The 19,903-nt window shown below is 62.0% G+C and carries 19 protein-coding genes; 12 read left to right on the top strand and 7 right to left on the bottom strand.

Annotation, left to right across the window (positions count from 1 at the left end; translation table 11 throughout):
- Position 1: 1 nt before the first annotated feature.
- Positions 2-1,309, bottom strand: coding sequence for a CynX/NimT family MFS transporter (locus ACM6IM_RS24280; protein WP_414866517.1), 1,308 nt, complete (start codon positions 1,307-1,309; stop codon positions 2-4).
- Positions 1,299-1,958: a FadR/GntR family transcriptional regulator gene (locus ACM6IM_RS24275; protein ID WP_192305165.1), complete on the bottom strand. Its 660-nt coding sequence runs from the start codon at positions 1,956-1,958 to the stop codon at positions 1,299-1,301. The genes ACM6IM_RS24280 and ACM6IM_RS24275 overlap by 11 nt, the downstream gene beginning before the upstream one ends.
- Positions 1,959-2,124: 166 nt before the next feature.
- Here ACM6IM_RS24275 and ACM6IM_RS24270 point away from each other — a divergent pair, with 166 nt between their 5' ends.
- The 3 genes from ACM6IM_RS24270 to ACM6IM_RS24260 all read left to right on the top strand — a co-directional run bounded on the left by ACM6IM_RS24270 (position 2,125) and on the right by ACM6IM_RS24260 (position 4,786).
- Positions 2,125-2,436: a type II toxin-antitoxin system MqsR family toxin gene (locus tag ACM6IM_RS24270; protein WP_414866516.1), complete on the top strand. Its 312-nt coding sequence runs from the start codon at positions 2,125-2,127 to the stop codon at positions 2,434-2,436.
- Entirely contained in the window at positions 2,433-2,921 is a 489-nt protein-coding gene (locus ACM6IM_RS24265) for a type II toxin-antitoxin system MqsA family antitoxin (RefSeq protein ID WP_414866515.1), read from the top strand. The genes ACM6IM_RS24270 and ACM6IM_RS24265 overlap by 4 nt, the downstream gene beginning before the upstream one ends.
- A gap of 197 nt (positions 2,922-3,118) precedes the next feature.
- Complete coding sequence (locus tag ACM6IM_RS24260) at positions 3,119-4,786, top strand: S8 family peptidase (RefSeq protein ID WP_414866514.1); 1,668 nt, start codon at positions 3,119-3,121, stop codon at positions 4,784-4,786.
- Positions 4,787-4,828: 42 nt separating this feature from the next.
- On the opposite strand, the gene ACM6IM_RS24255 is transcribed toward ACM6IM_RS24260, so the two are convergent.
- The 4 genes from ACM6IM_RS24255 to ACM6IM_RS24240 all read right to left on the bottom strand — a co-directional run bounded on the left by ACM6IM_RS24255 (position 4,829) and on the right by ACM6IM_RS24240 (position 9,008).
- Positions 4,829-5,593, bottom strand: a complete 765-nt coding sequence (locus ACM6IM_RS24255; protein WP_003178331.1) for an amino acid ABC transporter ATP-binding protein — start codon at positions 5,591-5,593, stop codon at positions 4,829-4,831.
- A gap of 28 nt (positions 5,594-5,621) precedes the next feature.
- Positions 5,622-6,719, bottom strand: a complete 1,098-nt coding sequence (locus tag ACM6IM_RS24250; RefSeq protein WP_192305159.1) for an amino acid ABC transporter permease — start codon at positions 6,717-6,719, stop codon at positions 5,622-5,624.
- Positions 6,720-6,729: 10 nt separating this feature from the next.
- Positions 6,730-7,911 (bottom strand): amino acid ABC transporter permease, encoded by a 1,182-nt coding sequence (locus ACM6IM_RS24245; RefSeq protein ID WP_192305157.1) that lies wholly within the window; start codon positions 7,909-7,911, stop codon positions 6,730-6,732.
- 65 nt (positions 7,912-7,976) lie between these two features.
- Positions 7,977-9,008: an amino acid ABC transporter substrate-binding protein gene (locus ACM6IM_RS24240; RefSeq protein WP_414866513.1), complete on the bottom strand. Its 1,032-nt coding sequence runs from the start codon at positions 9,006-9,008 to the stop codon at positions 7,977-7,979.
- A 468-nt stretch (positions 9,009-9,476) separates the two neighbouring features.
- Here ACM6IM_RS24240 and ACM6IM_RS24235 point away from each other — a divergent pair, with 468 nt between their 5' ends.
- From ACM6IM_RS24235 to ACM6IM_RS24215, 5 genes are all read left to right on the top strand, one after another.
- Complete coding sequence (locus tag ACM6IM_RS24235; RefSeq protein ID WP_414866512.1) at positions 9,477-10,133, top strand: alpha/beta hydrolase; 657 nt, start codon at positions 9,477-9,479, stop codon at positions 10,131-10,133.
- Between the two features lie 87 nt (positions 10,134-10,220).
- Positions 10,221-11,702, top strand: a complete 1,482-nt coding sequence (gene rhlB / locus ACM6IM_RS24230; RefSeq protein WP_414866511.1) for an ATP-dependent RNA helicase RhlB — start codon at positions 10,221-10,223, stop codon at positions 11,700-11,702.
- 135 nt (positions 11,703-11,837) lie between these two features.
- A complete protein-coding gene (locus tag ACM6IM_RS24225; RefSeq protein WP_414866510.1) occupies positions 11,838-12,791 on the top strand; it encodes an ornithine cyclodeaminase family protein in 954 nt (317 codons plus the stop codon).
- A 139-nt stretch (positions 12,792-12,930) separates the two neighbouring features.
- Entirely contained in the window at positions 12,931-14,073 is a 1,143-nt protein-coding gene (locus ACM6IM_RS24220) for an NAD(P)/FAD-dependent oxidoreductase (RefSeq protein WP_414866509.1), read from the top strand.
- Between the two features lie 73 nt (positions 14,074-14,146).
- On the top strand, positions 14,147-14,773 hold the full coding sequence (locus tag ACM6IM_RS24215; protein ID WP_192305145.1) for a transcriptional regulator: 627 nt from the start codon (positions 14,147-14,149) through the stop codon (positions 14,771-14,773).
- A gap of 67 nt (positions 14,774-14,840) precedes the next feature.
- Here the strand turns inward: ACM6IM_RS24215 and hmpA are convergent, their stop codons facing one another.
- Complete coding sequence (gene hmpA / locus ACM6IM_RS24210; protein ID WP_192305143.1) at positions 14,841-16,022, bottom strand: NO-inducible flavohemoprotein; 1,182 nt, start codon at positions 16,020-16,022, stop codon at positions 14,841-14,843.
- 155 nt (positions 16,023-16,177) lie between these two features.
- Here hmpA and norR point away from each other — a divergent pair, with 155 nt between their 5' ends.
- From norR to ACM6IM_RS24190, 4 genes are all read left to right on the top strand, one after another.
- A complete protein-coding gene (norR, locus tag ACM6IM_RS24205; RefSeq protein WP_414866508.1) occupies positions 16,178-17,728 on the top strand; it encodes a nitric oxide reductase transcriptional regulator NorR in 1,551 nt (516 codons plus the stop codon).
- Positions 17,729-17,954: 226 nt separating this feature from the next.
- Positions 17,955-18,857 (top strand): chemotaxis protein CheV, encoded by a 903-nt coding sequence (locus tag ACM6IM_RS24200; RefSeq protein WP_192305139.1) that lies wholly within the window; start codon positions 17,955-17,957, stop codon positions 18,855-18,857.
- A gap of 25 nt (positions 18,858-18,882) precedes the next feature.
- Positions 18,883-19,341 (top strand): GNAT family N-acetyltransferase, encoded by a 459-nt coding sequence (locus tag ACM6IM_RS24195; protein ID WP_414866507.1) that lies wholly within the window; start codon positions 18,883-18,885, stop codon positions 19,339-19,341.
- Positions 19,342-19,496: 155 nt separating this feature from the next.
- Positions 19,497-19,823 carry a hypothetical protein gene (locus ACM6IM_RS24190; protein WP_192305135.1) on the top strand — a complete coding sequence of 109 codons (327 nt, stop codon included), beginning with the start codon at positions 19,497-19,499 and terminating at the stop codon, positions 19,821-19,823.
- Positions 19,824-19,903 lie beyond the last annotated feature (80 nt).

Here is a 19,903-nt window from a genome sequence, read left to right as displayed (position 1 = left end):
GTCAGACTTTTTCGCTGACCACCTGGACGTACAACGAGCGCCCGGCGCCCAGCCCCGCGATGATGGCGCCGAGGCCGATCACGCCGAAGATCCAGCCGACGGCGCTCCAGCCGCCGGTCCAGTCATGGACGATGCCGACCGCGAACGGCCCCAGGGACGCCAGGGTGTAACCGAAGCCCTGGGCCATGCTCGACAGGTTCGCCGCGACGTGGGAGTCGCGTGAACGCAACACGATCAGGGTCAGTGCCAGACTGAAGGTGGCGCCCTGCCCCAGACCGAGCAGAATCGCCCAGCCCCAGAGGCCTTCGATCGGCGCGTAGAGGCAACCGAACAGTCCCCCGAGGGTCATCAGCATGACGATCACGATGGCCGGGCGTTGATCCTTGCCCCGGGTGGCCAGCCAGGGGGCGGCCAACGAACTGACCAGTTGCACGATTACCGAACCCGACAGCACCAGGCCGGCCTGGGTCGGGGTCAGGCCGCGACCGATCAGGATCGACGGCAACCAGCCGAAAACGATGTAGGCCAGAGACGATTGCAGGCCCATGTACGCGGTCACTTGCCAGGCCAAGCGGTCGCGCAACAAACCGCGCACCCGGTAGGCCACATTGTGCGCGCCATGTTTCTGGCCAACTTGCGGCAGCCAGAACAGAACCGCGATCAACGCCGGCATCGCCCAGAAGCCCAGGCCCGACGCCCAGCTTTTATCGAAATGCTCGCTCAACGGTACGGTCGCACCGGCCGCCATGGCCGCGCCCAGGCACAGGGCCATGGTGTAGACACCGGTCATGGTGCCGGCCTGCTTCGGGAAGTCGCGCTTGACGATACCCGGCAGCAAAACGCCGATGATGCCGATGCTGGCACCTGCCAGCACACTGCCGCCGAACAGGCCGATGGTACCGAACGAGCTGCGCAGGATGACGCCGCCCGCCAGCGTCAACAGAATGCCCAGCACCACCCGCTCCGCGCCGAAACGCCGCGCCAGAACCGGTGCCAGCGGTGCAAACAGGCCCAGGCAAAGGACCGGCAACGTGGTCAGCAGACCGGCTTGCGCCGCCGACAACCCGAGGGTTCTCGACACGTCACTGAGCATCGGCGCCATGCTCGACAGCGCCGGACGCAGGTTCAACGCCACCAGAATCAGGCCCAGCAGCAACAACCACGGACGGCGCAGCAGCGGTTGGCTTTGCTGGACCTGTTCATCATCGGCCTCGGCGTCGATCAGCAGCTCGTCAAGCTCGGCCGTGCGTTTGGCGTCGGTGATCCGGGTAGGGCGACCCGCCAGGGTGTTCTCGTTTTCAAGGTTCATTGATCAACTGCCTCGACAGCGCTTTGGCCCGCTCCGGGTCCCGTTGTTCGACCGCATCGAGCAGTTCGATGTGCAGGTCGAACACTTCCTGGCGGCGCGGGGAAATGTTCAGGCAGTGGCGCAGTTGTGCGCCGACGACACTGGAGAAATAGCGATACAACTCGCTGAGGGTCGGGTTGTGAGCGGCGTCCACCAGGCGACGGTGGAACACCAGATCACAGGCGATGTAGGTGTCGAGATCACCGTGATAGTGACGGCCACTGACCCCCAGTGCCTCGCGCAGGGCCACCAGGTCTTCGTCGGTGCGGCGCAAGGCCGCCAGGCCGATGGCTTCCACCTCGAGGATGTGCCGGGTTTCCCGCGCCTGTTCCTGGGAGCAGCGCGACAACGCCTTCACGGTGTCCAGCGGGTCGACCACCGCCCGCAGGTAGCTGCCGTCGCCCTGGCGAATCTCGATCAAGCCGGAAAACGCCAGCACGCGCATGGCTTCGCGCACGGTGTTGCGGCTGATGCCCAGTTCGGCAGACAGCTCGGGCTCGGTGGGCAAGCGCTGGCCAACGGTCCATGCACCTTCGGTGATGCGCAGGCGCAGTTGCTCCAAGGCCTGATCGACCAGGGAACGTTTAATCAATGGGGAAATGTCTGACATGTGAATCGTGCTTTCGTCCAATCATAGGATGAATTTTCTGACATGTTAGTCAGCTTCAAGTAGGACGGCAACCGCCTAGGGTCAGATGGAGAAAAAACGAACGGGATTTTCGATTGGTCAAAATTACCCTTTGAGGGTAATTTCAGGAGCAGGGTCAAGGTTTTTCATGGAAAAGAACACGCCCCACTACGACTTGGCAGTGATCCAGGCCGAGGTTGTCAGACTGCAAAGCAAAGCATTTACCCTGACCGCTCGCGAGGGTTGTCGAAAAATGATGTTGAACCTCCATCAAATGATCCGGACCGTTTGTTTGCTGGAGAAAAGAATGCTGTACAAATCGATGACGACTTATGCCGATCATCGAGTTTGGCAAGACGTGTACCACACGACCTACGAGGACCGGGAGATTTACATCAAAGTGACTTACCGCACCAACGGAGGCCACCCGATCATCTCCTTCAAGGAGAGAAACCAATGAAAACACAGCAATGCGTCAGCTGCGGTACCCACGATGGCATGCATTACTTTGCCGGCCGTTCATTTACGATCGACTGCAAACAGATGGCAAGGCAGATACACAACATTGCCGGATGGGAATGCCAGGTCTGCGGTGAAATCGAATTCGATCACGACACTGACAGCGCCGAGCGCTATTCAGAGGCCAGCGACAAGCTGCTTGTGGATGGCTTGCAGATCATGGGCAGTGAAGTGCGGCGCATCCGCCGCAAGTTGCAGCTCACTCAAAAAGACGCGGTCAAGTGGCTGTCCGGTGGCGGGCACAATGCCTTTTCCCGCTACGAGCGCGGCGAGCTCGCCCCTCCACAACCCCTGTTCATCCTGATGCGCCTGCTGGATCGTCATCCTCATTTGCTCGCTGAAGTACAGGCGCTGAACGATGGCGCTGACCTGAGGCAATTGCTGGCAGCACGGTTCCCAGAAGTGGAGACCGTACTGACTTCCTGATCCCGGCTACCCGATAAAGACATTGCAAGACGCCAAAAAGCCTACAGGTCTGTCGGCAAAATTCATCGCGTTCAAAGGTGATTTCCCACTGCCCTGACGAGTCAGAACCGACATCCGCAACAGAGACAACGCAGCAGACTTCCTGACATTGAGCGCGGGTGCTCTTGCCCGCGCGCCCACAGCCAATGGGATCAGCAATGGAAGAAGTCAATTTCGGCAGGAAACACAGCCGCCCGTTTTTTCTGGAAAAAAACCGCCAACTGCTGGCCGTGCGCGGTGAAGCCGGGCGCCCGCTCGCGGCGACACTGTGCTGCGAAACCGCCTGTCAGGCGCTGGCCGACAGTGAGTTGCTGCTGCACGTCGAGGACGCCGACGTGCAGGTCTTCAAGTTACCGGATCAAGCCGATGCCACGCACTGCAAGGCGTTACTGCGCGAGTTGCCGGACGTACGCTTCGCCGGCAGCGTGCTGGTGGATCCACACACCCAGGATCCGGTTCTGTACACCGAAAACATTTTCCTGAAATTCATCGATCAGCTTACGCCGACGCAGTGCCTGGTGATTCTCGATGCGTTGAATCTGCGCATCAAACAGCAAGTGCCCTACGCCACAAATGCTTTCTTCGTTCATCACCCCCACTGTCGCGGCACGCAAGTCTGCTCATTCGCCCTGCAACTGCTGGACCGTGAAGACGTCGAGTACTGCCACCCCGAAATCCTGCGCCAGGGACAGCGCCGGGCGATCCATGACAATCAGTGGCACCTTAAGAAAACCACCGTGACCTATCAGGTCGAGATCGATGCCAGTGCCAGCGTCGAGGCCGCTCACGCACTGGCCCAGGGCGAAGGCGTGGTGATTGCGATCATCGACGATGCCTTTGATATCGACCACCCCGAATTTGCCGGACCGGGCAAGATCATCGGCGCGCAAAACTTTGATCGGCGTAACGCGGCGCGTGGGCCACGCCCCAAAAATGCGCTTGAACGCCACGGTACCGCTGCCGCCGGTGTGGCATGTGCCAATGGTGAAGTCGGTGCGAGCGGCGTAGCCCCCCGGGCCAGCCTCATGCCGCTGAAACTGACCAGACCCCTGGGTGCGAAGGCCGAGGCGGACGCGTTCTTCTGGGCAGCGGAACAGGGTGCCGACATCATTTCCTGCAGTTGGGGCCCGGCCGAAGGGCACTGGGCCGACTCGACCGATCCGAGGCACACCCAGGTGTTCGCGCTGGCCGCCAGTACCCGGCTGGCCATTGAATATGCGGCAACCAAGGGCCGATCGGGTAAAGGCTGTGTGATTTTCTTTGGTGCGGGTAACGGCAACGAGAGCCTGGACAACGACGGTTACGCCAGCCATCCGATGGTGATTGCGGTGGGGGCTTGCAATGACCAGAGTCGGCGCAGTGCCTACAGCGATTACGGCAAAGCCCTGTGGTGCTGTTTCCCCAGCGGGGATCAGCCACACCCGGATCCGAAGTTCAAACCCGCCACGTCGAACCCGCAGACCCGAGGCATTCGAACCACGGATTTGAGCGGCAAGTTTGTTGACCCGATCAGCCCGGCGTACACCGAATCCTTCAGCGGCACGTCCAGTGCCTGCCCAGGCGCAGCCGGTGTGGCCGCCCTGATACTGAGCGCCAACCCGGCACTGGACCGCGAGTCGGTGCGCCAGATTCTTGCTCAATGCTGCGACAAAATCGGTCACGCCGACGATGGCCCTCCCGGTCAATACGATCAGGCCGGTCACAGTCACTACTACGGCCACGGTCGTCTCAACGCCCTGCGAGCCGTGCAAATCGCGCGTGCACGCCTGCAGGAGCAAGCAGGCTCGCCCCTACAGGAAGGGCTCACGAAAACCGGGCAAAAATAAACCCGGAACCAGGTCCGGGTTTATGTCACTGCCGAGCGGCGATCAGTGCAGGATCTGGCTCAGGAACAGCTTGGTGCGATCGTTCTGCGGGTTGTCGAAGAAGTCGTTCGGCGCGGCCTGTTCGACGATTTCACCCTTGTCCATGAAGATCACGCGGTTGGCTACCGTGCGGGCGAAGCCCATTTCGTGGGTCACGCAGAGCATGGTCATGCCGTCTTCGGCCAGGCCGATCATGGTGTCCAGCACTTCTTTCACCATTTCCGGGTCGAGGGCCGACGTCGGTTCGTCGAACAGCATGATTTTCGGTTTCATGCACAGCGCACGGGCAATCGCCACACGCTGTTGCTGACCGCCGGACAGTTGCCCCGGGTACTTGTGCGCCTGCTCCGGAATGCGAACGCGCTCCAGGTAGTGCATGGCGATTTCCTCGGCCTTGCGCTTGGGCATCTTGCGCACCCACATCGGTGCCAGCGTGCAGTTCTGCAGGATGGTCAGATGGGGGAACAGATTGAAGTGCTGGAACACCATGCCGACTTCACGGCGGATCGCTTCGATCTGCTTGAGGTCGTTGGTCAGCTCCACGCCATCGACCACGATGCGGCCCTGCTGGTGCTCTTCCAGACGGTTGAGGCAGCGAATGGTGGTGGATTTGCCCGAACCCGACGGGCCGCACAGGACAATACGCTCGCCCTGCTTGACGTTCAGGTTGATGTCTTTCAGCACGTGGAACTGGCCGTACCACTTGTTCACGCCCTGCATCTGAATAATGCCTTCAGGGCTCACCGGCTGTTTGATTGCTTCGCTCATTACAAAACTTCCTAAATTGGGTAGCGACTTAGCGCTTGTGGCCAGTGTCGAGCTTGCGTTCCAGATGCATGGAATAGCGCGACATACCAAAACAGAAAATCCAGAACACCAGGGCCGCGAACACATAGCCTTCTGTGGCCATGCCCAGCCATTTCGGGTCGGCAGCCGCTTGCTTGACGCTGTTGAGCAGGTCGAACAGGCCGATGATGATCACCAGGCTGGTGTCCTTGAACAGGGCAATGAAGGTGTTGACGATGCCAGGGATCACCATCTTCAGGGCTTGTGGCAGGATCACCAGGCCCATGCTGCGCCAGTAGCCGAGGCCCATGGCCGCGGCGGCTTCGTACTGCCCCTTGGGGATCGCCTGCAGGCCACCGCGCACCACTTCGGCGACGTAGGCCGACTGGAACAGGATCACGCCGATCAGGGCCCGCAGCAGTTTGTCGAAGTTCATGCCTTCGGGCAGGAACAGCGGCAGCATCACCGACGACATGAACAGCACCGTGATCAACGGCACGCCGCGCCAGAACTCGATGAAGGTCACGCAGACCACGCGAATCGCCGGCATGTTCGAACGTCGACCCAACGCCAGGACAATCCCCAGCGGCAAGGCACCGGCGATACCCACGGTGGCGATCACCAGCGTCAGCATCAGGCCGCCCCACTGGCTGGTCGCCACCTGGGTCAGGCCGAAGACGCCGCCGTGCAGCAGGCACCAGGCGATGATCGGGTACAGCACCAGGAAGCCCAGGCCATAGACCGCTTTGCGCGGGAAGCGCGAGATGAACAGCGGCGCTGCGCCGAGCACCGCCAGCCAGACGGTCAGGTCCACGCGCCAGCGCAGTTCCGGCGGGTAGTAGCCGTACATGAACTGCCCCAGGCGCTGTTGGATGAACACCCAGCAGGCGCCCTCCTTGGTGCAGTCGGCGCGGGTGGTGCCGACCCAGTTGGCGTCGATGATCGCCCACTGCAGGATCGGTGGAACCACCAGGTAGATCAGGTAGAACGCGAACAGGGTCAGCAGGGTGTTGAGCCAGCTGGAGAACATGTTCGCGCGCATCCACGCCACCACACCGATGCTGCTGCTCGGTGGTGGCATGTCAGGTTTGAAAGTATGCGTACTCATGCGCTTTTCCTTACCGCTCAATCAGCGCAATGCGCTTGTTGTACCAGTTCATCAGCAGGGAAATGCTGATACTGATCGTCAGGTACACGCTCATGGTGATGGCGATCACTTCGATCGCCTGCCCGGTCTGGTTCAACACGGTGCCGGCGAACAGCGAAACCATTTCCGGATAACCGATACCGGCTGCCAGCGACGAGTTTTTCACCAGGTTGAGGTACTGGCTGGTCAACGGCGGAATGATCACACGCAGGGCTTGCGGGATGATCACCTTGCGCAGGGTCGGACCGTTGCGCAGGCCGAGCGAGTGCGCCGCCTCGGTCTGTCCGTGGCTGACCGACTTGATGCCCGAACGCACGATCTCGGCGATGAACGCCGCGGTGTACACGGTAAGAGCCAGGGTCAGGGCCAGCAGTTCCGGGATCAGCACCCAGCCACCGACGAAGTTGAAGCCCTTGAGCACCGGCATTTCCCAGTGCACCGGCGCGCCGAAGATCAGGGCGCACAGCGCCGGGATCACCAGGAACAGGGCCAGACCGACCCAGAACTTGTGGAACGGCTCGCCGGTGGCCTCGAAGCGCTTGTTGGCCCAGCGGCTCATCAGCACGATGGCCACGATGGCCACCACGACGCTGACCACGAACGGCCAGAAGCCCTCTGCTGCCAGCGCTGCGGGCATGTTCAGGCCACGGCTGCTGACGAAGAAGGTGTCGCCGAAGTTGTGACTGTTGCGCGGCCCCGGCATGGTCAGGAAGACCGCGAAGTACCAGAACAGGATTTGCAGCAGCGGCGGGATGTTACGGAAAACCTCGACGTACACGGTCGCCACTTTGGCGATGATCCAGTTCTTCGACAGCCGGGCTACGCCGATGATGAAGCCGAGGATGGTTGCCAGGAACACGCCGATGAAGCTCACCAGCAAGGTATTGAGCAAGCCGATGACAAACACCCGGGCATAACTGTCCGCTTCGGTGTAGTCGATCAGGTGCTGGGCGATGCCGAAACCGGCACTGCGCTCCAGAAAGTCAAAACCGGAGGTGATGCCCCGGTGCTGAAGGTTGGTCTGGGTATTGTCGAAGAGGTACCAGCCCATCGAGACCACCGCAATGATGGTGATGATCTGGAAGAGCCACGCACGCACTTTGGGATCGCTGAGGCTGAACCTCTGCTTTGGTGCGCCGATTGAATTTTGCATGAAGTGCCCCGGATGTAATGGAACAGAACATCACCCGGCAGTTGGCCTGCCGGGTGATAGAACCATCAGCGCACTGGTGGTGCGTATTGAATGCCGCCGTTGTTCCACAGCGCGTTCAGGCCGCGGTCGATTTCCAGCGGAGTGCTCTTGCCGAGGTTTTTCTCGAACACTTCACCGTAGTTGCCGACCTGCTTGACGATCTGCACGACCCAGTCTTTCTTCACTTTCAGGTCTTTGCCGTATTCACCGTCGGCACCCAGCAGACGAGCGACGTCCGGGTTCTTGGTGGACTTGGCTTCAGCGTCGACGTTCTTCGACGTCACGCCAGCCTCTTCAGCGTTGAGCATGGCGTAGCCAACCCAGCGCACGATGGCCAGCCATTCGTCGTCACCGTTACGCACGACCGGGCCCAGGGGCTCCTTGGAGATGGTTTCCGGCAGAACCACGTAGTCCTTCGGCGACGCCAGCTTGCTGCGCTGGGCAAACAGTTGGGACTTGTCGGAAGTCAGCACGTCGCAGCGACCGGATTCCAGCGACTTGGCGCTTTCATCGGAGGTGTCGAAAGTGATCGGGGTGTACTTCAGGCCGTTGGCGCGGAAGTAGTCGGAAACGTTCAGCTCGGTGGTGGTACCGGCCTGGATGCAGACGGTCGCGCCATCCAGCTCTTTGGCGCTTTTCACGCCCAATTTGCTGTTGGCCAGGAAGCCGATGCCGTCGTAGTAGGTAATGAAGCCAGGGAATTTCAGACCCATGCCGGCGTCACGGGAGCTGGTCATGGTGGTGTTGCGCGACAGGATGTCGATTTCGCCCGACTGCAGCGCGGTAAAGCGCTCTTTGGCGTTCAACTGACTGAACTTGACCTTGGTCGCATCGCCAAACACGGCAGCAGCCACGGCGCGGCAGTAGTCAGCGTCGATACCGACGATCTTGCCGGTGGAATCCGGAACCGAGAAGCCTGGCAGACCATCGCTGACGCCACACTGCACGAAACCTTTCTTCTGCACTGCATCCAGGGTTGCACCCGCCTGAGCGAACCCGCTGACGCCGAGCACTGCGGCTGCAGTCACGACGGCCAGGGTGGATTTCAACATCTTCATTCAAACCTCCAGTTTTGCTCTTGTTGTGTCGGAGCGTGATTCCTGTCGCACCCTTTTGAGGCGTTGTTGACCCGTGTTGGCTTCTTTTGGGATCAACCGACGTAGAGACCGCGCTATGAGTCTAGTAGGAGAAAATCCACAGAATGGATCACTCACTTCTCACCAATCGGCCGAACGGGCTGTAGCCCTTTCACGTTCGCTAAGCCCGAGTCGGCCATTGGCGAACATCCATCACCGGATTTATTGCTATCCCACCAGGAACAATGGCCTGATAGTGTTACCGACAGGCGTGGGATTATTCATACGAGTGTTTGTATAGCAAAGCCCGTACCAGACCGACCGCCGAAGCACTTCGCTGACAGGTCAATAGCCAAACTTTCAGCCTTGCGACATCTTCGTAACTGATCAACCAGACGCGCACTCCGATCACGCACCCATTGAGAGCGCACGCACAGAAATGGAGCAACCATGACCGAGCCCCTGATTCTTGAACCCGTCAAGCCCGCAGATGCCTGCGTCATCTGGCTTCACGGCCTGGGCGCCGACCGCTACGACTTCCTGCCGGTGGCCGAAGCCCTGCAGGAAAGCCTGCTGACCACGCGCTTCGTCCTGCCCCAGGCACCGACCCGCGCCGTGACCATCAACGGCGGCTACGAGATGCCAAGCTGGTACGACATTCTGGCCATGAGCCCGGCACGGGCGATCAGCCGCGAGCAACTTGAAGCGTCGGCGCAACGGGTCATTGAATTGATCGAAACTCAGCGCGCCAGCGGAATAGACGCCTCGCGGATCTTCCTGGCAGGCTTTTCCCAAGGTGGCGCCGTGGTGTTACACACCGCGTTTGTGAAATGGCAGGGCCCGCTGGGTGGCGTACTTGCCCTCTCCACCTACGCGCCCACTTTCAATGACGAACTGCAACTCTCCGCCAGCCAACAGCGTATTCCGGTCATCTGCTTGCACGGGCAGTACGACGACGTGGTGCAAAACGCCATGGGTCGAAGCGCGTACGAGTATTTAAAGCTCCATGGTGTCACCGTGACATGGCAGGAATACCCAATGGGGCACGAAGTGTTACCCGAGGAGATTCGCGACATCGGCGTCTGGCTGGCCCAACGCCTGCGCTGAGCCTGGCGTAAACCGCCCATTGATCCCTCCCACTACGCCGCGCCCGATTCTTGCATTACACTGGCCGGCACTTAACCTATTGATGAGATGACCGTGCTCAAAGCACTCAAGAAAATGTTCGGTAAAGGCGAGGCTGAGCAGCTCGCATCCACCTCCAGCGCGGCGTCTCATGCCCCCGCCCAGCGCACCGACGATCAGCGACCTGAGCGCACCGCCGCCGAACCGGCGGCGAAACGCGCCCCCAAGGCGGCACCGGCTATCGTCGCTGCCGAGGCCGACCCGGCACCGCTCGGCGAAGTCGCGAAACCTGCCAGGCCGCGCCGCGAACCCAAGCCGAAAGCACCGGTCATCCCCTGGAAACTCGAGGACTTCGTCGTCGAACCCCAGGAAGGCAAAACCCGCTTCCACGATTTCAAGCTCGCCCCGGAACTGATGCACGCGATCCAGGACCTGGGCTTCCCGTACTGCACGCCGATCCAGGCCCAGGTGCTGGGCTTCACCCTCGCGGGCAAGGACGCCATCGGCCGCGCCCAGACCGGCACCGGCAAAACGGCGGCCTTCCTGATTTCGATCATCACCCAGCTGCTGCAGACCCCGCCGCCGAAAGAGCGCTACATGGGCGAACCGCGGGCGCTGATCATTGCGCCGACCCGCGAACTGGTGGTGCAGATCGCCAAGGACGCCGCCGACCTCACCAAGTACACCGGCCTCAATGTCATGACGTTTGTCGGCGGCATGGACTTCGACAAGCAGCTCAAGCACCTCGAAGCCCGTCACTGCGACATCCTCGTCGCGACGCCGGGTCGACTGCTCGATTTCAACCAGCGTGGCGACGTGCACCTGGACATGGTCGAAGTCATGGTGCTGGACGAAGCCGACCGCATGCTCGACATGGGCTTCATCCCACAGGTGCGCCAGATCATTCGCCAGACCCCGCCTAAGGCCGAGCGTCAGACCCTGCTGTTCTCCGCGACCTTCACCGAAGACGTGATGAACCTGGCCAAGCAATGGACCACCGACCCGGCGATCGTCGAAATCGAAGTCACCAACGTGGCCAGCGAAAACGTCGAGCAGCACATCTATGCCGTGGCCGGTGCCGACAAGTACAAACTGCTCTACAACCTGGTCAACGACAACGGTTGGGAACGGGTGATCGTGTTTGCCAACCGCAAGGACGAAGTCCGGCGTATCGAAGAGCGCCTGGTGCGCGATGGCATCAACGCCGCGCAACTGTCCGGCGACGTGCCGCAGCACAAACGCATCAAGACCCTGGAAGGCTTCCGCGAAGGCAAGATTCGCGTACTGGTGGCCACGGACGTCGCCGGTCGCGGCATTCACATCGACGGCATCAGCCACGTGATCAACTTCACCCTGCCGGAAGTCCCGGACGATTACGTGCACCGGATCGGCCGTACCGGTCGCGCCGGCGCCGATGGCGTGTCCATCAGTTTTGCCGGTGAAGACGACTCCTACCAGCTGCCGTCCATCGAGGCGCTGCTCGGTAAAAAGATCAGTTGCGAAACCCCGCCGACCCATCTGCTGCGAGCGGTCGAGCGCAAACGTCCATAACCACGATCTGTTGAAGAAAGGCGCAGCCGGAAACGGACTGCGCTTTTTTTTCGCCCGGCTTTTTCGTCAGTGCTTGCGGAGCATATTTAAAAGTCCATAATAGACAAATTAGTTTATAAGCGCCCGGAGCCGACCATGTCCAGCACCCCTTACGTGATCAACCAATCCCAGGCTCGCGAGCGATTGGCGCAACTCGACGTACCGCTGATCCTGCGCAAGCTGTTCCGCGACCTGGCAGCCGGGCAGGCGGTGCAACCGGCGCAGCAACTGGTGGAATTTCCCCAGGGCGCCGGGGACTTCATCAACTATCTGGGTGTACTGGCCGAAGACGGGGTCTACGGGGTGAAAACCTCGCCCTACATCGTGCGCGAACAAGGCCCGCTGGTGACCGCCTGGACCTTGCTCATGTCGATGCAGACCGGCCAGCCGCTGCTGCTGTGCGATGCCGGCGAGCTGACCACCGCCCGCACGGCCGCCACCACCGCCGTGGCCGTGGACGCCCTCGCGCCATTGAACGCCCGACGCCTGGCGATCATTGGCAGCGGCAAGGTGGCCCAGGCCCATGTGCATTACATCAAAGGCCTGCGCGACTGGCAGAGCCTGCGCCTCTATTCGCCGGGCCTGAACGAAAGCGGCGCCGAGGAACGGGCTCGAATCCAGAACCTCGACCCGCGCCTGACCCTCGCCGACAGTCGCGAAGCCGCCATCGAGGACGCCGACGTGATCCTGCTGTGCACCTCGTCCGCCGGTCCGGTGATCGACCCGTCCAGCCTGAGCAAACCGGCGCTGATCACCTCCATCAGCACCAACGCGCCGCGCGCCCATGAGGTGCCGCCGGCGAGCCTCAATGACATGCAGGTATTCTGCGACTACCGCCTGACCACGCCGGGGTCGGCCGGTGAAATGCTGATTGCCGGCGAACAGCATGGCTGGGACGCCCGCGCCATCGTGGGCGACCTGCCCGACGTGCTCAGCGGCAAGGTGCAACGCCCCGACTACGAGCGCACAGTGTTTTTCCGCTCGATCGGCCTGGGCCTGGAAGACATCGCGCTGGCCAATGCCATTTACCGGATTCAGCACGCACATTGACCCTGTGGGAGCGGGCTTGCTCGCGAAGGCGGTGTGTCAGTCTCCATTGATGTGTCTGACACGCTGCCTTCGCGAGCAAGCCCGCTCCCACAGGAGAGTTCACAGATATTAATGGCACTGCACTCCTTCGGAGACCCACATGAACCAGGCAGACTTCATCATCATCGGCGGCGGGATTGCGGGCGCCTCCACCGGTTTCTGGCTGTCGCAACAGGCGCGGGTGATCGTACTCGAACGCGAATCCCATCCGGCCTATCACTCCACCGGACGTTCGGCCGCGTTGTACACCGCCGCCTACGGCACACCGCAGGTTCGCGCACTGACCCTGGCCAGCCGCGAGTTCTTCGACGCCCCGCCCGCAGGTTTCTGCGAACACCCGCTGCTGACCCCGCGCGGGGAAATGACTGTGGACTTCACCGGTGACCCGGCCGAGCTGAACAATCAATACCTGAGCGCCAAGGCCACGGTGCCGCAGATGCAGCTGCTCAGCGCCGAAGAAGCCTGCACGCGCCTGCCGATCCTGCGCCGGGAAAAGGTCCACGGCGCGATCTACGACCCGACCGCCAGCGACATCGACACCGATGCCCTGCACCAGGGTTACCTGCGCGGCATCCGCCGCAACCAGGGCGAAGTGCGCACCGACTGCGAAGTGCAGCGTCTGACCCGTGATGCCCAGGGCCTGTGGCAGGTCGAGACCTGCGCCGGCACCTTCAGCGCGCCCGTCATCATCAACGCCGCAGGCGCCTGGGCCGACAAGGTCGGGGAACTGGCCGGCGCCCGGCCAATGGGTCTGCAACCCAAGCGCCGCGCCGCCTTCATCTTCGCCGGCCCCGAAGGCCTGGACATGCACCACTGGCCGATGCTGGTCAGCCTCGACGAATCCTTCTACATGAAACCCGACGCCGGCATGTTCCTCGGCTCCCCGGCCAACGCCGACCCGGTGGCCCCCCACGACGTGCAGCCCGAAGAGCTGGACATCGCCATGGGCATCTATCAGATCGAAGAAGCCACCACTCTGACCATACGCCGCCCGACCCGCACCTGGGCCGGCCTGCGCAGCTTCGTGTCCGACGGCGATCTGCTCTCGGGTTTCGATCCACAGGTGCCGGGGCTGTTCTGGGTCGCGGCGCAAGGCGGTTACGGCATCCAGACGTCGCCTGCCATGGGCCAGGCCAGCGCCGCACTGGTACGCGGCGAACCATTGCCCGAGGCGCTGACACGCTTCGGCCTCGACGCCGGAATGCTCTCCCCCGCCCGCCTGGACCGGTCGCCTGCTCAGTGACGTGTCGAGCCGATTGCGGCACACTTCCAGCGCCCGTTTGCAGGGCGCTGACCGCTGCCTGGAGCTCCACCGTATGAACGCACCTGTTAAAGACCCGGCCCTGGATAACTTCCGCGCGATCGCCGATGCCATCGCCACGTTGTTTTTCCCCCACGCCGAGGTGGTGCTGCACGACCTGCGCACGCAAAAAATCGACTACATCGCCAACAACCTGTCCAAACGCGAAGTGGGCGATGATGCCGCGCTGGAAGACATGCTCAGTGATGACATGAGCGAGCGAAACATCGGGCCGTACGAAAAGTTGAATTGGGATGGTCAGAAGATCCGCAGCCTGAGCAGCGTCCTGCGCGACAGCAACGGTCACCCGCTGGCGGTGCTGTGCATCAACCTGAATATTTCGCTGTTTGAAAACGCCAAGGCGGCGCTGGACCTGTTCCTGTCGCCGAGCAAGCTGATTCCGCAACCGGACTCATTGTTTCGTGACGACTGGCAGGAACGGATCAACACCTTCCTCCATAGCTGGCTGCGCGAACGGCAGTTGAGCCTGAACATGCTGACCCGCGATCACAAACGTGAGCTGGTGCTGGCCCTGCATGCCGAAGGCGCCTTCAAAGGCAAAAGCGCCTCCCACTACGTCGCCAATGTCCTGAACATGGGACGGGCAACGGTGTACAAGCATTTGAAGGAATTGAAAGGCTGACAATCAACCTGTGGGAGCGAGCAGGCTCGCTCCCACAGGTGTTGATCGGCAGGGCAGCCGGGGGGGGTTATTCCAAAGCAGAAGCCGGGCCGAAGAACTCATAACGGCTTTGCTTCTCCGGCACACCCAGCGCCTTGAGGTGACGCTTGATCGCCGCCATGAAGCCCTTCGGCCCCAGGAAGTAGGCATCCACATCGCGGTGCTCCGGCATCCACTCGGCCAGTTGCTCCTCGCTCAACAACCCGACCTTGTGCGCCGCCGGGCTGACGCCGTCATCTTCGGCATAGCAGTAGAAGCGCTGCAGTTGCGGGTGGCGCTCGGCCAGATCGTCGATCCAGTCACGGAAGGCGTGCACGCTGCCATTGCGCGCGCAGTGGATGAAGTGCACCGGCCGTTCGGTTTTCAGGGCTGCTTCGAGCATGGCCAGGGTCGGCGTGATACCAACGCCGCCACTGATCAGTACCAGCGGCTTGTCGCTTTCGGTGAGGGTGAACTCACCCGATGGCGGGAACAACTGGATGCTGTCGCCGACATGCAACTGATCGTGCAGGTGGTTGGAAGCGCGACCGTTCGGCTCGCGCTTGACGCTGATGCGGTAGTGCTTGCTGTTGGACAGGGACGACAGGGAGTAGTTACGACGAATCTCTTCGCCATCCAGGAACAGTTGCATGCCGATGTACTGGCCAGGTTCCGAGGCCAGGATCGGGCCCTTGTCCGCCGGTTCGAAGTAGAACGAGACGATTTCCGAACTCTCCTGGACCTTGTCGGCCACGATGAACTCCCGCGCCCCGCGCCAGCCGCCCGGCGCCTGTTCTTTCTGGTCGTAGATGCTGGTTTCGGCACCGATCAGGATATCGGCCAGTTGACCATAGGCTGCCGCCCAGGCGCTCATCACCTGTGGCGTGGCAATCTCTTCGCCCAGCACTTCGGAAATCGCGCGCAGCAGGCAGGTGCCGACAATCGGGTAGTGTTCCGGCAGGATCTGCAGGGCCACGTGCTTGTTGATGATCTTGGCCACCAGATCGCCCAGCTGATCCAGTTGATCGATGTGGCGCGCGTACATCAGCACGCCGTTCGCCAGGGCGCGGGGTTGGTCACCGCTGGCCTGGTGGGCCTGGTTGAACAACGGACGCACTTGCGGGTACTCGGACAGCATCATGCGGTAGAAATGGGTGATCAACGCCTCGCCGCCGCTTTCCAGCAGTGGCACGGTGGACTTGATGATTGCACGATCTTGAACGCTCAGCATAAGGTGACTCCTCGGCCACTTGGTTTCTAATAGGTCACCCTGTGTTTATCAGTTTCCGTGCCAGTTATTTATTCGTTATAAATCAATACGTTGATAACTTTATAGTCATATCGACAGCGCCTGGCTTATAGTCATCCGGACTACATGGAGTCACTATGACTGCAAAATCCCTGCTCACCACACTCCTGCCGCTGGTCTCCGACCTGTCCCGCGAACTGCCCGAGGGCGAGCGATATCGACGCCTGCTCGAAGCCATGCGCGCGCTGCTGCCGTGCGACGCCGCCGCGTTGCTGCGCCTCGATGGTGAATGGCTGGTGCCACTGGCCGTCGACGGCCTGAGCACCGATACCCTGGGCCGGCGCTTCAAGGTCAGCGAGCACCCGCGCTTCGAGGCGCTGCTCAGCAGCCACGGGCCGACCCGCTTCGCCGCCAACAGCGAGTTGCCCGACCCCTATGACGGGCTGGTCGATGGACTCGATGATCACCTGGAAGTCCACGACTGCATGGGTTGCCCGCTGTTTATCGACGAGCGCCCGTGGGGTTTGCTGACCCTCGACGCCCTTGACCCGCAGGCCCGCGAACCGGTCGAACTGGATGCCCTGCAAGCCTTCGCCAGCCTGGCCGCCGCCACGGTCAATGCCGCCGAACGCATCGAACGCCTGGCCAACCGCGCCGAAGACGAACATCAGCGTGCCGAGCTGTACCGCCAGGCCAGCGGCCAGCAAAACCGCGAATTGATCGGCCAGAGCAAGGCCCACAAGCGGCTGGTGGAAGAAATCAGCCTGGTGGGCGGCAGCGACCTGACCGTGTTGATCACCGGCGAAACCGGGGTCGGCAAGGAGCTGGTGGCCCAGGCCATCCACGCCGCCTCGCCCCGTGCCGACAAACCGATCATCAGCCTCAACTGCGCGGCGCTGCCGGACACGCTGGTGGAAAGCGAACTGTTCGGTCACGTGCGCGGCGCCTTCACCGGCGCCACCAGCGACCGGCGTGGCAAATTCGAACTGGCCAATGGCGGCACACTGTTTCTCGACGAGGTCGGCGAGCTGTCGCTGACCGTGCAGGCCAAATTGCTGCGCGTCCTGCAAAGCGGCCAGTTGCAACGCCTGGGCTCGGACAAGGAGCATCAGGTCGACGTGCGGCTCATCGCCGCCACCAACCGCGACCTCGCCGAAGAAGTGCGCAGCGGCCGTTACCGCGCCGACTTCTATCACCGCCTGAGCGTTTACCCGTTGCTGGTGCCGGCCCTGCGCGATCGTGGCCGGGACGTGCTGTTGCTCAGCGGTTTCTTCCTCGAGCAGAACCGTTCGCGCATGGGCCTCAACAGCCTGCGCCTGACCAGCGAAGCGCAGGCGGCGCTGTTGGCGTACGACTGGCCGGGCAACGTGCGCGAGCTGGAGCACCTGATTGGCCGCAGCGCCCTCAAGGCCCTGGGCAATTGCCGGGAGCGGCCGAAGATCCTCAGCCTCGGCGCCGAGAACCTGGACCTGCCCAACGCCAGCGTTGAACTGGCTGACGAGCCGTCCACCGTCGTCCCGGCGGCGCTGGTGACCGGTGACTTGCGCGAGGCCACCGAACGCTATCAACGCCAGTTGATCAACGCCTGCCTGGAGCGCCACCACAACAACTGGGCGAGCGCGGCGCGGGAGATGGGCCTGGACCGCGCGAACCTGGGACGGATGGCCAAGCGACTGGGCATCAAGTGATCACGTTCCTGTGGGAGCGAGCCTGTCGCGATGGCGTCACATGCTGCGCGGAGTCTCTGGCGACCTCGTAATCGTTGAGGACCATCGCGAGCAGGCTCGCGCGCCCAAGGATCGCAACGTTTTGGCGGATCGGCTAAAGCCTGCCCTCATCAAGTCGATAACCCGGCATCGATAGCAGTTGGCGATCCTGGTGATCGCCGCTCACCTTTTTCCACAGAAGGTTTTTATGTCTTCCACCAAAGCCCGCGCAGACTCACTTTCGCTTCTGCTGTTTACCTTGCGCAGCGGCAAGTTGATGGCGATCAACCTGCTCAAGGTCAGTGAAATCATCCCTTGCCCACCGCTGACCAAACTGCCGGAGTCGCACCCTCACGTACAGGGCATTGCCACCCTGCGCGGCGCCTCGCTGTCGGTGATCGACCTCAGCCGGGCGATTGGTGAGCGACCGCTGGAAGACCCCAACGGCGGCTGCCTGATCGTCACCGACATCAGCCGCTCCAAACAGGGCCTGCACGTCCAGGCGGTGAGCAAGATCGTCCATTGCCTGACCACCGACATCCGTCCACCGCCCTTCGGCTCCGGCGGTGTGCGCTCGTACATCACTGGCGTGACCTCGGTCGACGGTACGCTGGTGCAGGTGCTGGACATCGAAAAAGTCATCCATGGCATCGCTCCGGCGCAGATCGAAATGGCGCCGACCGAGCTGAGCATGGAAGACGCCGAAGTGCTGGGCAACGCCCGTATCCTGGTGGTCGACGACAGCCAGGTGGCCCTGCAGCAATCGGTGCACACCCTGCGCAACCTCGGCCTGCAATGCCACACCGCGCGCAGCGCCAAGGAGGCCATCGACTGCCTGCTGGACCTGCAAGGCACGGCGCAGCAGATCAACCTCATCGTCTCGGACATCGAAATGTCGGAGATGGACGGTTACGCCTTCACCCGTACGCTGCGCGAAACACCGGACTTCGCACACCTTTACGTGCTGCTGCACACCTCGCTGGACAGCGCGATGAACAGCGAAAAAGCGCGACTGGCCGGGGCCAATGCGGTGCTGACCAAGTTTTCCTCACCGGAACTGACCAAATGTCTGATCGACGCGGCCAGGACCATCGCCGAACAGGGCCATTGAGGTGGCCGAGGCCTGGTGTTTGCTGATGCGGCGCAACCTCGCCGAGGCGCTGTCCGCGATCAACTGGCCCCAGGGCATCGATGTCCAGCCGTACCGCCCCGACCTCGCGCCAGGGGTTCATCGCCTGATGGAACTGGGTCATCGCCACGGCGGCGGCCGCGTGCCGGCGCTGGAGGTCTGGCAGCAACGGTTCGAGACCGACGCCGAATACGATCCGGCCTTGTGCTTCATTGCCCTGCAGGACGACACCATCGTCGGCGTTTGCCAGTGCTGGACCAGCGCCTACATCAAGAATCTGGTGGTACACCCGGACGTACAGGGCCGGGGATTGGGTCGCGCCTTGCTGCTGCACGCGTTCCACGCATTCGCGCAACGCCGCGAAGGGTATGCGGACTTGAAGGTGATGGAGGTCAACCTGCGGGCGAAGCGGTTGTATGAAAAGGCTGGAATGTATGTGGTCCGCAGGGAGCCTGTGCCCGCCTGACAGACCGCTTTCGTCGGAACCCCGCCGGGAACCGGCTCGCTTCCACCACGGTCTTCAGTCTTTACACACTCCCTGTGGGAGCGAGCCTGCTCGCGATGCGGTCAAACCAATCCATCAGGCATACTCGCCCCACCTGCCCTCAAGGATGCCTGCCCATGAAAGCCATCACCCTGACCTTGCTCTGCCTCAGCGCCCTCGCCAGCCAGGCCCACGCCTCCAGCGATGAAGCCTGGGCGGCCTATGACAAAGACGTCCTCGCCAAGTGCACCGCGGCCAGTGGCCTGAAGGATACATGGCCCGTCGGCAAGGCCGCGCAGTTCGATGACCGGGTCGGCTACACCGCCGTGCTGCTGCAGGGCCGCTACCCGCAAAAACACATGAAGGGCCAGCAGGGCACCGAGCTGTGCCTCTACAGCAAGAAAGACAAAACCGCCTACGTCACCGAATGGGACTCCATCCGCGTGCCCGCCAAATCCCGATGAATGGCGCATAACTTGCTTCGTCCGCCCCTTTGCGGCGGCATTCTGTCGCCGTTCTGGGTCCCTGATAGCGATTTATCCCT

Source organism: Pseudomonas sp. IT-P12 (genome assembly GCF_949767465.1).
Taxonomy (GTDB): domain Bacteria; phylum Pseudomonadota; class Gammaproteobacteria; order Pseudomonadales; family Pseudomonadaceae; genus Aquipseudomonas.
Note: the sequence above shows the minus strand (reverse complement) of the source record. Positions and strands in the feature narration are given on the sequence as shown.

Bases quoted from the DNA above. Each gene is read 5' to 3' on its own strand.
- ACM6IM_RS24200 (WP_192305139.1), top strand. From the start codon at position 17,955: ATGTCTTCCACCAAAGCCCGCGCAGACTCACTTTCGCTTCTGCTGTTT.
- ACM6IM_RS24260 (WP_414866514.1), top strand. From the start codon at position 3,119: ATGGAAGAAGTCAATTTCGGCAGGAAACACAGCCGCCCGTTTTTTCTG.
- ACM6IM_RS24265 (WP_414866515.1), top strand. From the start codon at position 2,433: ATGAAAACACAGCAATGCGTCAGCTGCGGTACCCACGATGGCATGCAT.
- hmpA (WP_192305143.1), bottom strand. From the start codon at position 16,022: ATGCTGAGCGTTCAAGATCGTGCAATCATCAAGTCCACCGTGCCACTG.
- ACM6IM_RS24280 (WP_414866517.1), bottom strand. From the start codon at position 1,309: ATGAACCTTGAAAACGAGAACACCCTGGCGGGTCGCCCTACCCGGATC.
- ACM6IM_RS24245 (WP_192305157.1), bottom strand. From the start codon at position 7,911: ATGCAAAATTCAATCGGCGCACCAAAGCAGAGGTTCAGCCTCAGCGAT.
- ACM6IM_RS24270 (WP_414866516.1), top strand. From the start codon at position 2,125: ATGGAAAAGAACACGCCCCACTACGACTTGGCAGTGATCCAGGCCGAG.
- ACM6IM_RS24235 (WP_414866512.1), top strand. From the start codon at position 9,477: ATGACCGAGCCCCTGATTCTTGAACCCGTCAAGCCCGCAGATGCCTGC.
- ACM6IM_RS24275 (WP_192305165.1), bottom strand. From the start codon at position 1,958: ATGTCAGACATTTCCCCATTGATTAAACGTTCCCTGGTCGATCAGGCC.
- ACM6IM_RS24225 (WP_414866510.1), top strand. From the start codon at position 11,838: ATGTCCAGCACCCCTTACGTGATCAACCAATCCCAGGCTCGCGAGCGA.
- ACM6IM_RS24195 (WP_414866507.1), top strand. From the start codon at position 18,883: ATGCGGCGCAACCTCGCCGAGGCGCTGTCCGCGATCAACTGGCCCCAG.
- ACM6IM_RS24215 (WP_192305145.1), top strand. From the start codon at position 14,147: ATGAACGCACCTGTTAAAGACCCGGCCCTGGATAACTTCCGCGCGATC.
- ACM6IM_RS24255 (WP_003178331.1), bottom strand. From the start codon at position 5,593: ATGAGCGAAGCAATCAAACAGCCGGTGAGCCCTGAAGGCATTATTCAG.
- ACM6IM_RS24220 (WP_414866509.1), top strand. From the start codon at position 12,931: ATGAACCAGGCAGACTTCATCATCATCGGCGGCGGGATTGCGGGCGCC.
- rhlB (WP_414866511.1), top strand. From the start codon at position 10,221: ATGACCGTGCTCAAAGCACTCAAGAAAATGTTCGGTAAAGGCGAGGCT.
- ACM6IM_RS24190 (WP_192305135.1), top strand. From the start codon at position 19,497: ATGAAAGCCATCACCCTGACCTTGCTCTGCCTCAGCGCCCTCGCCAGC.
- ACM6IM_RS24250 (WP_192305159.1), bottom strand. From the start codon at position 6,719: ATGAGTACGCATACTTTCAAACCTGACATGCCACCACCGAGCAGCAGC.
- ACM6IM_RS24240 (WP_414866513.1), bottom strand. From the start codon at position 9,008: ATGAAGATGTTGAAATCCACCCTGGCCGTCGTGACTGCAGCCGCAGTG.
- norR (WP_414866508.1), top strand. From the start codon at position 16,178: ATGACTGCAAAATCCCTGCTCACCACACTCCTGCCGCTGGTCTCCGAC.